Source organism: Pseudomonas sp. TE6288, assembly GCF_054062095.1.
Map to the genome: position 1 here is coordinate 131,287 of NZ_JBSSEW010000016.1, position 12,563 is coordinate 143,849.

17 protein-coding genes are annotated in these 12,563 nt (G+C 66.6%); 7 read left to right on the forward strand and 10 right to left on the reverse strand.

Annotated features, from left to right (window positions below; translation table 11 throughout):
• Nucleotides 1–50: 50 nt before the first annotated feature.
• The 9 genes from ACVWY1_RS18240 to nrdR all read right to left on the reverse strand — a co-directional run bounded on the left by ACVWY1_RS18240 (nt 51) and on the right by nrdR (nt 6,766).
• The gene (locus tag ACVWY1_RS18240) at nt 51–797 is read right to left on the reverse strand and encodes a substrate-binding periplasmic protein (protein WP_277502600.1); all 747 of its coding nucleotides are present in this window, start codon (nt 795–797) and stop codon (nt 51–53) included.
• Between the two features lie 16 nt (nt 798–813).
• Nucleotides 814–1,317 (reverse strand): phosphatidylglycerophosphatase A family protein, encoded by a 504-nt coding sequence (locus ACVWY1_RS18245; RefSeq protein ID WP_023632630.1) that lies wholly within the window; start codon nt 1,315–1,317, stop codon nt 814–816.
• Nucleotides 1,314–2,270, reverse strand: coding sequence for a thiamine-phosphate kinase (thiL, locus tag ACVWY1_RS18250; protein WP_277502596.1), 957 nt, complete (start codon nt 2,268–2,270; stop codon nt 1,314–1,316). Before thiL ends, ACVWY1_RS18245 begins: the two co-directional genes overlap by 4 nt.
• Nucleotides 2,271–2,288: 18 nt before the next feature.
• Complete coding sequence (nusB, locus tag ACVWY1_RS18255; RefSeq protein WP_023631200.1) at nt 2,289–2,789, reverse strand: transcription antitermination factor NusB; 501 nt, start codon at nt 2,787–2,789, stop codon at nt 2,289–2,291.
• Nucleotides 2,786–3,262: a 6,7-dimethyl-8-ribityllumazine synthase gene (gene ribH, locus ACVWY1_RS18260; protein ID WP_023631199.1), complete on the reverse strand. Its 477-nt coding sequence runs from the start codon at nt 3,260–3,262 to the stop codon at nt 2,786–2,788. Before ribH ends, nusB begins: the two co-directional genes overlap by 4 nt.
• Nucleotides 3,263–3,353: 91 nt before the next feature.
• Nucleotides 3,354–4,445, reverse strand: a complete 1,092-nt coding sequence (gene ribBA, locus ACVWY1_RS18265; protein ID WP_038707258.1) for a bifunctional 3,4-dihydroxy-2-butanone-4-phosphate synthase/GTP cyclohydrolase II — start codon at nt 4,443–4,445, stop codon at nt 3,354–3,356.
• Between the two features lie 18 nt (nt 4,446–4,463).
• Nucleotides 4,464–5,129: a riboflavin synthase gene (locus ACVWY1_RS18270; RefSeq protein ID WP_102683825.1), complete on the reverse strand. Its 666-nt coding sequence runs from the start codon at nt 5,127–5,129 to the stop codon at nt 4,464–4,466.
• Between the two features lie 42 nt (nt 5,130–5,171).
• Nucleotides 5,172–6,299 carry a bifunctional diaminohydroxyphosphoribosylaminopyrimidine deaminase/5-amino-6-(5-phosphoribosylamino)uracil reductase RibD gene (gene ribD / locus ACVWY1_RS18275; RefSeq protein ID WP_277502595.1) on the reverse strand — a complete coding sequence of 376 codons (1,128 nt, stop codon included), beginning with the start codon at nt 6,297–6,299 and terminating at the stop codon, nt 5,172–5,174.
• Nucleotides 6,300–6,301: 2 nt separating this feature from the next.
• Nucleotides 6,302–6,766, reverse strand: a complete 465-nt coding sequence (gene nrdR, locus ACVWY1_RS18280; RefSeq protein ID WP_009685710.1) for a transcriptional regulator NrdR — start codon at nt 6,764–6,766, stop codon at nt 6,302–6,304.
• Between the two features lie 106 nt (nt 6,767–6,872).
• Here nrdR and ACVWY1_RS18285 point away from each other — a divergent pair, with 106 nt between their 5' ends.
• Genes ACVWY1_RS18285 through trxA form a run of 3 tightly spaced genes read left to right on the forward strand, consistent with a single transcriptional unit; the run spans nt 6,873 to nt 8,904 of the window.
• Complete coding sequence (locus tag ACVWY1_RS18285; protein ID WP_110704211.1) at nt 6,873–7,325, forward strand: YbaY family lipoprotein; 453 nt, start codon at nt 6,873–6,875, stop codon at nt 7,323–7,325.
• Nucleotides 7,326–7,985 (forward strand): class I SAM-dependent methyltransferase, encoded by a 660-nt coding sequence (locus ACVWY1_RS18290; RefSeq protein ID WP_277502591.1) that lies wholly within the window; start codon nt 7,326–7,328, stop codon nt 7,983–7,985.
• Nucleotides 7,986–8,016: 31 nt separating this feature from the next.
• Nucleotides 8,017–8,904, forward strand: coding sequence for a thioredoxin (gene trxA / locus ACVWY1_RS18295; protein ID WP_198754399.1), 888 nt, complete (start codon nt 8,017–8,019; stop codon nt 8,902–8,904).
• A 26-nt stretch (nt 8,905–8,930) separates the two neighbouring features.
• Here trxA and ACVWY1_RS18300 read toward each other — a convergent pair whose 3' ends face one another.
• Nucleotides 8,931–9,275, reverse strand: a complete 345-nt coding sequence (locus tag ACVWY1_RS18300; protein WP_277502589.1) for a hypothetical protein — start codon at nt 9,273–9,275, stop codon at nt 8,931–8,933.
• A gap of 134 nt (nt 9,276–9,409) precedes the next feature.
• Here ACVWY1_RS18300 and ACVWY1_RS18305 point away from each other — a divergent pair, with 134 nt between their 5' ends.
• Genes ACVWY1_RS18305 through ACVWY1_RS18320 form a run of 4 tightly spaced genes read left to right on the forward strand, consistent with a single transcriptional unit; the run spans nt 9,410 to nt 12,518 of the window.
• Complete coding sequence (locus ACVWY1_RS18305) at nt 9,410–9,979, forward strand: DUF2796 domain-containing protein (protein ID WP_102683830.1); 570 nt, start codon at nt 9,410–9,412, stop codon at nt 9,977–9,979.
• Nucleotides 9,980–10,690: an ABC transporter ATP-binding protein gene (locus tag ACVWY1_RS18310; RefSeq protein ID WP_046857325.1), complete on the forward strand. Its 711-nt coding sequence runs from the start codon at nt 9,980–9,982 to the stop codon at nt 10,688–10,690.
• On the forward strand, nt 10,690–11,955 hold the full coding sequence (locus ACVWY1_RS18315; RefSeq protein ID WP_110704223.1) for an ABC transporter permease: 1,266 nt from the start codon (nt 10,690–10,692) through the stop codon (nt 11,953–11,955). Before ACVWY1_RS18310 ends, ACVWY1_RS18315 begins: the two co-directional genes overlap by 1 nt.
• 8 nt (nt 11,956–11,963) lie before the next feature.
• The gene (locus ACVWY1_RS18320; RefSeq protein WP_371918107.1) at nt 11,964–12,518 is read left to right on the forward strand and encodes a DUF3299 domain-containing protein; all 555 of its coding nucleotides are present in this window, start codon (nt 11,964–11,966) and stop codon (nt 12,516–12,518) included.
• The last annotated feature ends 45 nt before the right edge of the window (nt 12,519–12,563 follow it).

Here is a 12,563-nt window from a genome sequence, read left to right on the forward strand (position 1 = left end):
AGATGCATATGGCCGCACACCGGCCCCTGCGGGAGCGGACTGCGGGGCATTTATTGATGAGGCAGGTGATCATCCGTAAACGGATAAGGCTGCTTCCAGCGCTCAAAGATCGGCTTCAGCTCGCCGCTGCGCACCAGTTGCTCCATGCGCCGGTCGAACAGGTCGCGCAGGGCCTTGCCCTGTTCGCTGTGGGCGAAGGCCAGATACAACGGCAGCTCGGCGACGTGGGTGCGGCGAAAGCGCGTGGCATCGGGCGCCTGGCCAAGCACGTAGTCGACCTCGGCGAGCGCATCGATGTAGAAATCGACCCGGTCATGTTCGAGCATGGGCAGGATGCCCTCGCGCCGCTGGATCTCGCGGAAGTTGTGGACCTCGGGCAGATAGCTGGCGTAGTCGTAGCCGCGCACCCAGGCCAGCCGGTACTGGCCGATGGTCTCGAGCGTTGGCACCGGTTTGTCGACCAGGCCCAAGGCATAGATATGGTCCTGGTCGAAGTACCACTGCGGGTACAGGTTGTCGGCGTTCTCTTCCTTGTAGGAGCCTACCCAGGCATCCGCCTCGCCGCGTTTCACCAGTCCGACGGCGCGGCTGTAGGGCGCGCTCTTGACCACGACCTTGACCCCGGCCGGCTCGAACACCTTGCGCAACACGTCCCAGGCCAGCCCGCTGCCATCGGCATTGGTGTAGTCGACCCACGCCTCGCTGACCAGACGCACCTGCGCCGGCACCTCCTGGGCCATCGCACCCGGTCCCGCGACCAATAGCATCGATGCCAGCACCACAGCCTTCAGGCCCATTGCAACGCTCCCTGTCTCAGGCCACCGCCCACACCAGAACCTGCATGCCCAGCCAGGCGAACACGCCGGCCAGGATATCGTCGAGCATGATGCCGAACCCACCATGCACATGGCGGTCGACCCAGCGGATCGGCCACGGCTTGAGGATGTCGAAGAAGCGGAACATCAGGAACCCCGCCAGCAGCCACTGCCAACCTTCCGGCACCAGCCACAGGGTGATCCACATGCCGACGATCTCGTCCCAGACAATGCCCTCGTGGTCGTGCACGCGCAAGTCGTTGGCCACCTTGCCGCACAACCACACGCCGAACAGCATGCTGATGCCCAGCAACAGCCAATAACCCCAGTCGGGTAGCATCTGCCACAACGGGATGAACGGCAGCGCCACCAGCGAACCCCAGGTCCCCGGCGCCTTGGGCAGGGTGCCCGAGCCGAAGCCGAAGGCGATGAAGTGCCACGGGTTGCGCCAGACCGAAGGCGGAACGAACTCCGCAGGCACCTGGTTGGGGTGGTCGGTCACGGTGTCTCCCTGAAATGTTGATAGCCCCGCTGCACGGGGGTGATGTCCTGGCCTTGCGGGTCACGCAAGGTCACGCCCTGGCCTTCCAGTACACGACCGATGACGTGCACCTCGCGGGCCAGGGCGGTCAGTGCGCTTTCCGGCACGGTGAACGCCAGCACGTAGTCGTCACCACCGGTGAGCGCTGCATGCAAGGCCGCTTCTCTACCGAGCAAAGCCTGTAAAGGAGCAGACACGGGGACCTGCGCCAGGTTCACCTGCAGCGCAACGCCGGACGCCTTGGCGATATGCCCGCAGTCGGCCAGCAGGCCGTCGGAAATATCCAGCGCCGCCGTGGCCAGGCCGCGCAGGCGCTCGCCCAGTTGCAGTTGCGGCAAGGGCGACCAGTAATGCTCGAGCAATGGCCCGGCCACATCGGCAGCCGCCTCGCGTTCGCCCAGCACCAGCGGCAAGGCCCCCGCCGCGTTGCCCAGGAAACCACCGACACACAGCAGGTCGCCCGGCTGCGCGCCGCTGCGACGCAGCGCCTGGCCGGTCGGCACCCGGCCGAACACGGTCACGGTGATGCTCAACGGGCCGCGTGTAGTGTCGCCACCAATCAGGCTGATACCGCAGCGCGCGGCCATGCGGCCGAGGCCGTCGGCAAAGCCGGCAAGCCATTGCGCGCCGACCTGGGGCAGGGTGAGGGCAAGGGTGAAGCCGATGGCCGTGGCGCCCATGGCCGCCAGGTCGCTGACCGCCACGGCCAGCGAACGCTGGCCGAGCAGCAACGGGTCGCACACTGCGGGGAAATGCACACCGGCCACGAGCGTGTCGGTGGAGATCGCCAGCTGCTCGCCGGCAGGCAGGTTCAGCAGGGCACAGTCGTCGCCGATCCCCAGGGCCACGCCCTCGCCGCCCTGCGCACAGGGCGCTGCGGCGAAGAAATGACGGATCAGCTCGAACTCACCCATGGCTCGTCAGCGCCGCGATCAGCGCTTGTTCGCCTTGACTTCCGCCTCACGCAGACGCGGAGCCAGCTTGTCGAGCACGCCGTTGACGAACTTGTGGCCGTCAGTGGCGCCGAACACCTTCGCCAGCTCCACACCTTCGTTGATGACGACGCGGTACGGCACGTCGACGCGCATCATGAATTCCCAGGTGGACAGGCGCAGCACGGCCAGCTCGACCGGGTCGAGCTCTTCCAGCGGCGTGTCCAGGCAAGGCTTGAGCGCCTCGTCGATCTCGGCCTTCTTCGCCGGGACCCCGTGCAGGATCTCGCGGAAGTAGGCGCCGTCGATATCGGTGAAATCGTTGTCGACCCGGAATTGCGCCTCGACCTCGTTCAGCGAATGCTTGGCCATGTGCCACTGGTAGAGCGCTTGCGTGGCGAGCTTGCGGGCTTCGCGACGCTTGGCGCTCTTCGAGGGCTTGCCGGCATCCGCGGGTTTTGGATCGCGCGGGTTGAAACGATCGCTTTCGTCGCTAATCACTTGGCCTCCAACTGCGCCAGCAGGCTGACCATTTCCAGAGCGGACAGGGCAGCTTCGGCACCTTTGTTGCCGGCCTTGGTGCCGGAACGCTCGATGGCCTGCTCGATGGAATCGACGGTCAGTACGCCGAAGGCCACCGGAACACCGAACTCCATGGACACCTGGGCCAGGCCCTTGGTGCACTCGCCCGCCACGTATTCGAAGTGCGGGGTACCGCCACGGATCACCGCGCCCAGGGCGACGATCGCGTCATAAGCGCCCTGTTGGGCGACTTTCTGTGCCACCAGCGGGATTTCGAACGCGCCCGGGGCACGGATGATGGTGATGTCGCTTTCGCTGACGCCGTGGCGTACCAGGGCATCGACTGCACCGCTTACCAGGCTTTCGACGACGAAGCTGTTGAAGCGGCCAACCACCAAAGCATAGCGACCTTTGGGGGCGATGAAGGTACCTTCGATGGTCTTCAGGGTCATTCCGGAGTTCTCATCTTCAAGAGCGAGGCCGCGCTGTGGCGGCCTCGGGAGGGTTTTGACTCGAGCTTAAGGGCGATCAGGCCGCCTCAAGTCACTCGGAGGGCACGTATTCTACAACTTCCAGATCGAATCCGGATATCGCATTGAACTTCATCGGCGAACTCATCAGGCGCATCTTGCGCACACCGAGGTCGCGCAGGATCTGCGAACCGGCACCGACGGTGCTGTAGGTGGTGGGTGCCTTGGGCTGCGCATCGCCCGCGCTTTCGCGGATGTGCGCCAGCAGCACGTCGCCGTCCAGCGGGTGGCCCAGCAGCAGGACCACGCCGCTGCCGGCCTCGGCCACCGCGGCCATGGCCGCGCGCAGGCTCCAGCGCCCCGGCTGCTTGACCAGCAGCAGGTCGCGCAGCGGATCCATGTTGTGCACCCGCACCAGCGTCGGCTCTTCGGCGCAGATCTTGCCGAGCGTCAGGGCCATGTGCACGTCGCCTTCCACCGCGTCACGGTAGGTGACCAGGTTGAATTCGCCCAGCTCGCTCTCGATCGGCTGCTCGGACACGCGCTGCACGGTGCGCTCGTGGATCATGCGGTAGTGGATCAGGTCGGCGATGGTGCCGATCTTCAAGCCATGCTCGGCAGCGAACACTTCCAGCTCGGCGCGGCGCGACATGGTGCCGTCGTCGTTCATCACCTCGCAGATCACCCCGCTTGGCTCGAAACCGGCCATGCGCGCCAGGTCGCAGGCGGCCTCGGTATGGCCGGCGCGAGCCAGGGTGCCGCCGGGCTGGGCCATCAGCGGGAAAATATGCCCAGGGCTGACGATGTCCTCGGCCTTGGCGTCCTTGGCCGCGGCGGCCTGCACGGTACGGGCGCGGTCGGCGGCGGAGATGCCGGTGGTGACGCCTTCGGCGGCCTCGATCGACACAGTGAACTTGGTGCCGAAGCCCGAACCGTTGCGCGGCGCCATCAGCGGCAGCTTCAGGGTTTCGCAGCGCTCGCGGGTCATCGGCATGCAGATCAGGCCACGGGCGTGCTTGGCCATGAAATTGATGTGTTCGGGCAGGCAGCATTCGGCTGCCATGATGATGTCGCCTTCGTTCTCGCGGTCTTCGTCATCCATGAGGATGACCATTTTGCCCTGGCGGATGTCTTCGACCAGTTCTTCGATGCTGTTGAGCGCCACGCGGCACCCCCTTCTCAATCAGGATTTCAAGAAGCCGTTGGCGGCCAGGAAGCTTTCGGTGATGCCACTGCCTTTGCTCGGCTCGGCGGCCTTGTCGCCCAGCAGCAGACGCTCCAGGTAACGGGCCAGCAGGTCGACCTCAAGGTTCACCCGACGCCCTGCTCGGTAGTCGGCCATGATGGTTTCGGACAGGGTGTGCGGGACGATGGTCAGCTCGAACTCGGCGCCATCGACTTCGTTGACCGTCAGGCTGGTGCCGTCGACGGTGATCGAGCCCTTGTGGGCGATGTACTTGGCCAGCTCCTTGGGCGCACGCACGCGGAACTGGATGGCGCGGGCGCTATCGGCGCGCGAGACGATCTCGCCGACACCGTCGACGTGGCCGCTGACCAGGTGGCCGCCCAGGCGGGTGGTCGGGGTCAGGGCCTTTTCCAGGTTGACCCGGCTGCCGCTCTTGAGGTCGACCATGGCCGTGCGCTTGAGGGTCTCGACGCTGACGTCGGCCCAGAAGCCGTCGCCGGGCAGCTCGACGGCGGTCAGGCACACGCCGTTGACCGCGATGCTGTCGCCAAGCTTGACGTCGGCCAGGTCGAGCTTGCCGGTCTCGACATAGACACGCACGTCACCGCCCTTGGGGGTGAGGCTGCGGATGGTGCCGATGGATTCGATGATGCCGGTGAACATGCTGTTCTCCTCAAGTACGGGCTGCGCGAAGCAAGCCAGGCATTATACGCCGGGGGCCGGCAGGGGGATGGCAGTGACTCGCCAGTCATCGCCGACCGCGCGCATGTCGGTAATCTTCAGCCGCGGCGCCTCGCTCATTTTCGACAACGGCCAGTCCAGCAGCGGACGGGCATCGGAGCCGAGGAAGGTGCCGGCGACGAACAACTGGTACTCGTCGACCAGGCCCTGGCGGGCGAAGGCGCCGACCAGGCCGGCGCCGGCTTCCAGGAGGATTTCGTTGACGCCGCGCCCGGCCAGCACCCGCAGCAGGGCCGGCAAGTCGACGCGGCCGTCGCTGCCGGGCAGGTCGAGCAACTCATGGCCGGCGGCGGCATAACGAGGGTCCTCGCCGGCGGCGGTCACCACCAGCGCCGGGCCGGCCTGGAAGAACGGCGCGTCCAGTGGCAGGCGCAGGCGCCCGTCGATCAGCACGCGCAGCGGCGGGCGCGACACGGCCAGGGCGGTGAACGCCTCATCCAGGCCCAGTTCTTCGCCACGCACGGTCATGCGGGCGTTGTCGAACAGCACGCTTTCGGCGCTGGTCAGCACCACGCTGGACCGGGCGCGCAGGCGCTGGACCGCGGCACGGGCGGCGGGGCCGGTGATCCACTGGCTCTCGCCACTGGCCATGGCAGTGCGACCGTCCAGGCTCATCGCCAGCTTGGCGCGCACGAATGGCAGGCCGTGCTCCATACGTTTGAGGAAGCCTGGGTTGAGGGCGCGGGCCTCGGCTTCGAGCACCCCGCTGGCGACCTCGATGCCGGCCTCGCGCAGACGGCGCAGGCCATTGCCGGCCACTTGCGGGTTGGGGTCCTGCATGGCCACCACCACCCGCGCCACCCCGGCGTTGACCAGGGCTTCGGCGCACGGCGGCGTGCGCCCATGGTGGCTGCAGGGCTCGAGGGTGACGTAGGCACAGGCGCCTAGGGCGCGCTCGCCGGCCTGGCGCAGGGCGTGAACCTCGGCGTGCGGCTCGCCAGCACGCACATGCCAGCCCTCGCCGACCACCTCGCCATCGCGCACGATCACGCAGCCCACGCGGGGGTTGGGGTGGGTGCTGTACAGGCCGTTGCGGGCCAGTTCCACGGCCCGGGCCATGTAGTGGGCGTCGAGAATGGTTTGGCTGGACATGCTTACTCTTTGGCTGGCTCGCGGGCCAGGCGGTCGATTTCTTCGCGGAATTCGTCGAGGTCCTGGAAACGCCGGTAGACCGAGGCGAATCGGATGTAGGCCACTTCGTCGAGCTTGCGCAGCTCGGCCATCACCATCTCACCGACCACCAGCGATTTCACTTCACGCTCGCCGGTGGCACGCAGGCGGCTCTTGATGTGCGCCAGCGCCGCTTCCAGGCGCTCGACGCTGACCGGGCGCTTTTCCAGCGCGCGCTGCATGCCGGCCCGCAGCTTGTCCTCATCGAAGGGCTGGCGCGTGCCGTCCTGCTTGATCAGCCGCGGCAGCACCAGCTCGGCGGTTTCGAAGGTGGTGAAACGTTCGCCGCAAGCGACGCACTCGCGACGGCGACGCACCTGTTCGCCCTCGGCGACCAGGCGCGAGTCGATGACCTTGGTGTCGTTGGCGCCGCAAAACGGACAGTGCATGGTGGCAGGCAACAAAAAAAAGGGAGGGCCATGGTAGCGCATTGCACTGGCAAGACAAGCCAAAGGGTTTACCATCCATGCAAATCTGCCCGTGAAGGACGACCCCATGTACCCTCGAGCGCTCGTCGTGCTGTGTTGCGCCGCCCTGCTCGCCGCCTGCGGCAGCGACCGCCCCAAGCCGGAACAGGCCCCGGCGCCGGTGCCGGCCAAGGTGGCGAAGAAGACCGAACCCCTGGGCCCGCTGCCGGCCTACCAGCGCGAGCTGAGCGGTACCCTGATGGAAATCCCGGCAGGTGCCGATGTGGAGCTGGCCCTGCTGGTGATCGACGAGCGCGGCCGCCCACAGCAACTGCTGGCCAGCAGTACCCTGAGCGGCACCGGCCAGGCCCTGCCCTACCGCCTGCGCTTCAACCCCGAAGCCTTCCCTGCCGGCGCGCGGGTCGAACTGCGTGGCCGCGCCAGCCGCTCCGGGCAACTGATCCTGCACCTGCCGCCGGTGCGCATCGCCCAGGCCCAGACCCAGGCCACCGGCCCGCTGCGTTTCGAAAAGGCACCGTAGATGACCCCGCTGGCCCTGCAACAGGCCTTGAGCCGCCTGATCGGCGAAGCGCGCCTGATCGTCAGCGAACTGCCCGAATGCGATCTGAAACTCTGGTTGATCGACGACCAGAACATGGATCGCGCATTCAGCAGCGAGGAAACCCGGCGCATTCTCGAAGATCCGCCCTACTGGAGCTTCTGCTGGGCCAGTGGCCTGGCCATGGCGCGCTACCTGGCCGAGCAGCCGCACTGGGTGCGTGGCAAGCGCGTGCTGGACTTCGGCGCCGGCTCCGGCATCGCCGGAATCGCCGCCGCCCGGGCCGGCGCGCTGGAAGTAGTGGCCTGCGACCTCGACCCGTTGGCCTTGGACGCCTGCCGCGCCAACGCCGCACTGAACGGCGTGACGCTGGGCTACAGCCGCGATTTCTTCGCCGAGGGCGACCGCTTCGACCTGATTCTGGTCGCCGATGTACTGTACGACCGCGCCAACCTGCCGTTGCTGGACGCATTCCTCAGCCGTGGCCGCCAGGCACTGGTGGCCGACTCTCGGGTGCGTGACTTCAGCCATCCGCTGTACCGCCCGCTCGGCGTGCTGGAAGCGCTGACCCTGCCGGATCTGGCCGAGCCGCACGAATTCCGCCGCGTCAGCCTGTACCACGCCAGCCGCGAGCCCTTATAGTGGGGGCATTCACGGATTTGCGAGAGTTGCGATGAGCCAAGCGCCAGTTAACCAGAACCTGCCCTATATCTTCGATGCCACCGATGCCAACTTCCAGCAACTGGTCATCGAGAACTCCTTCCACAAGCCGGTACTGGTCGACTTCTGGGCCGAATGGTGCGCGCCGTGCAAGGCACTGATGCCGCTGTTGGCGAAGATCGCCGAGGGTTATCAGGGCGAGTTGCTGCTGGCCAAGATCAACTGCGACGTCGAGCAGCAGATCGTCGCCCAGTTCGGCATCCGCAGCCTGCCGACCGTGGTGCTGTTCAAGGATGGTCAACCGGTCGATGGTTTTGCCGGCGCGCAGCCCGAGTCGGCCATCCGCGCCATGCTCGAACCCCATGTGCAGATGCCCGCGCCGCCCGCCGCCGCGCCGCTGGAGCAGGCCAAGGCGCTGTTCGCCGAAAGTCGCTTCAGCGAGGCCGAGGCCCTGCTGCAGGTGCTGCTGGGTGAAGACAACAGCAATGCCGAGGCGCTGATCCTCTACGCCCGCTGCCTGGCCGAGCGCGGCGAGCTGGGCGAGGCCCAGGTGGTGCTCGACGCGGTCAAGACCGACGAGCACAAGGCCGCACTGGCCGGCGCCAAGGCCCAGCTGACCTTCCTGCGCCAGGCCGCCAGCCTGCCGGAAGCCGCGGAGCTGAAGAGCCGCCTGGCGCAGAATCCGCAGGATGACGAAGCAGCCTACCAGCTGTGCATCCAGCAGTTGGCACGCCAGCAGTACGAGGCCGCGATGGATGGTCTGTTGAAGCTGTTCCAGCGCAACCGCGCCTACGAGAACGGCCTGCCACAGAAGGCGCTGCTACAGGTGTTCGAGCTGCTGGGCACCGAGCATCCGCTGGTCAGTGTGTACCGCCGCAAGCTCTCTTCCGCGTTGTTCTGAGGCTGCTGGGGCTGCTATGCAGCCCCTCATCCCACCCAGCGATACACCGGCGCATCCACGCCACTTTCCACCTTCACCTCACTGCTATGGCGCAACCGCACCAGCAGCCGCTTGCCTGCCGCCACGCTTCCGGCCAAACCTTCCAGACGCTCCAGCAGCTCCGGACCACCCATCTGCCCTGCCTGACGCAGCACTTCACGCGCCGCCGCCCACTGCCCGTCATCCTGTCGAGGTGCCGGGCTGGCGCTGACCGGCGCTGCTTCCACCGGCGCCTGGGCATCCAGCCTACGCCCCAGCTGCGCCCATTCATGCGGCTCCAGCTCGACAGTCAGGTCCACCGGCCACTCGCCGATCTGTCCACGAATTCTCACGATTATTTCCTTGTTTCCAGGCTCGATTGCGCCATGCTCCCACGAACATGAAACCTGTGCCAGGCAGGCTGGCGGCGCAAATAAAAATTGTTATAACATCACAAGTTCATCCCAAGCCGCCTGTGGAGCCGTCCATGCGTCGTCTGTTGCTCGCCCTGCCCTTCGCCCTGCTTCCCCTGGCCGTGGCCCATGCCCACGACGATCACGACCATGACCACGATCACGATCACGCCCATGGCACCCTCGGTGCCCATGAGCACGGCGTGGCCAAGCTCAACGCGGTACTCGACGGCAACGTCCTCGAGCTGGCGCTGGACAGCCCGGCGATGAACCTGGTCGGCTTCGAACACGCCGCCAGCAGCGACGCCGACAAAGCCAAGGTCGCCGCCGCCCGCCAGCAGCTCGAACAACCCCTGAAGCTGTTCGCCATCGCCCAGGCCGCCGGTTGCAAGGAGGAGGCCCAGGAGCTGGAAAGCCCGCTGTTCGGTAATGCCCCCGAAGCTGGCGGCGAGGCGCACCAGCACGCCGACATCAATGCCCATTACCAGCTGACCTGCGCCACCCCGGGCAAACTCACCCAGATCGACCTCGGCCGCCTGTTCAAAACCTTCCCGCAAACCCAGAAGATCAACGTGCAACTGATCGGCCCGAATGGCCAGAAAGGCGTGGAAGCCACCCCCGCCAAGGCCGTGGTCGAGTTCTGAATGAGCCAGCCGCTGATCGAACTGCATGACCTGGTGTTCGCCTGGCCTGGCCAGGCGCCGCTGCTGGAGATCCCAGCGTTTCGCCTGGAGCCCGGCGAGGCGTTGTTCCTCAAGGGTCCCAGCGGCAGTGGCAAGACCACCCTGCTCGGCCTGCTGGGCGGGGTCAACCGCCCAGGCCAGGGCAGCATCCGCCTGCTCGGCCAAGACTTGGCGACCTTGGGCCAGGGCGCACGCGACCGCTTCCGGGTCGATCACACCGGCTACATCTTCCAGCAGTTCAACCTGTTGCCGTTCCTCTCGGTGCGCGAAAACGTCGAGCTGCCCTGCCGCTTCTCGAAAAGCCGTGCCGCTCGCGCCGCCCAGCGCCATGGCAGCATCGACCAGGCCGCTGCCCAGTTGCTCGCCCACCTGGGCCTGGACGACCCGGCCCTGCTCGCCCGCCGCGCCGACAGCCTGTCGATCGGGCAGCAGCAGCGGGTCGCCGCGGCCAGGGCGCTGATCGGCCAGCCCGAGCTGGTCATCGCCGACGAGCCGACCTCGGCCCTCGACGCCGACACCCGCGAGGCGTTCATCCGCCTGTTGTTCGACGAATGCCGCGACGCCGGCGCAAGCCTGCTGTTCGTCAGCCATGACCAGAGCCTGGCGCCGCTGTTCGACCGCCACCTGTCCCTGGCCGAGCTCAATCGCGCCGCCAAGCCCCGGGAGGCCTGATGTACCTGCTTCGCCTTGCCCTGGCCAGCCTGGCCAACCGCCGTTTCACCGCCCTGCTCACCGCGTTCGCCATCGCCCTGTCGGTGTGCTTGCTGCTGGCCGTCGAGCGGGTACGCACCGAAGCCCGCGCCAGTTTCGCCAGCACCATCAGCGGCACCGACCTGATCGTCGGTGCCCGTTCGGGGTCGGTGAATCTGCTGCTGTACTCGGTGTTCCGCATCGGCAATGCCACCAACAACATCCGCTGGGACAGCTACGAGCATTACGCCAAGGATCCACGGGTGAAGTGGGCGATCCCGATTTCACTGGGCGATTCGCACCGTGGCTACCGGGTGATGGGCACCAGCGCCGACTACTTCAGCCATTACCAGTTCGGTCGCCGCCAGCACCTGGCACTCGACCAGGGCCGGGCGTTCGCCGACGATCCGTTCGAAGTGGTGCTGGGCGCCGAAGTCGCCGAGGCCTTGCACTACAAACTGGGTGACAAGCTGGTACTGGCGCACGGCGTGGCCGCCATTAGCCTGGTCAAGCACGACGACAAGCCCTTCACCGTGGTCGGCGTGCTCCAACGCACCGGCACCCCGGTGGACCGCACCCTGCACATCAGCCTGGCAGGGATGGAAGCGATCCACATCGACTGGCACAACGGCGTCCCGGCCCGTGGCGCCGGGCGCATCAGTGCCGAGCAGGCCCGCGCCATGGACCTGCAGCCCACCGCCATCACCGCCTTCATGCTCGGGCTCAACAGCAAGATCGCCACGTTCAGCCTGCAGCGCGAGATCAACGAGTACCGTGCCGAGCCCCTGCTGGCGATCCTGCCCGGCGTGGCCCTGCAGGAGCTGTGGAGCCTGATGGGCACGGCCGAGCAGGCATTGTTCGTGGTGTCGTTGTTCGTCGTGCTCACCGGCCTGATCGGCATGCTCACCGCGATTCTCACCAGCCTCAACGAACGCCGCCGGGAAATGGCCATCCTGCGCTCGGTGGGGGCCCGTCCCTGGCATATCGCCGGGCTGCTGGTGCTCGAGGCACTGGCCCTGGCATTGTCGGGCATCGCCGCCGGGCTTGGCTTGCTGTATGCCGGCATTGCCCTGGCGCAGGGCTATGTGCAGGCCAACTACGGGCTGTACCTGCCATTGGCCTGGCCAAGCGCCCATGAGTGGACGCTGCTGGCTATCATCCTTGGCGCGGCGCTGCTGATGGGCAGCGTGCCAGCCTGGCGTGCCTACCGGCAGTCGCTGGCCGATGGCCTGTCGATTCATCTTTGAGAACCTTCATGACCGCGACGTCCATGGACAACAGGCAGGCCCCCACTGCTTGGCATTACCTGTTACTGGCAGTGGTTTTGCTGGCATCCACGGTGTGTGCCGCCGAACCTCGTGAACTGGACTGGCCCGCGCTGATCCCCGAGGGCGCGCCGATCATCCCGCCGCAGCTGACGCCGCTGCACGACCTGTCGCAGATCAGCGACGCGCTGGCTGCCGAGGCCGCCCCCGCCGCGCGCCAGCAGGCACCCAACGCACCGGTGGTAAAGGCCTTGGACGGCCAGCCCGTGAAGATCCCCGGCTACATCGTGCCGCTGGAGGTCAGCGACGAAGGCCGCACCACCGAGTTCCTCCTGGTGCCCTACTACGGCGCCTGCATCCACGTGCCACCGCCACCCTCGAACCAGATCGTGCACATCTTCAGCGAGATGGGCGTACGTATCGAAGACCTCTATCAACCCTACTGGATCGAAGGCACGATGCAGGTCAAGGCGTCCAGCAGCGAGCTAGCCGATGCGGGCTACCAGATGGAAGCCGAGAAAATCTACGCTTATGAGCTGAAGTGAGAACTGTGCACGCCCGTTTGAAGAGGCTTCGTTGAGCTGGGTCAA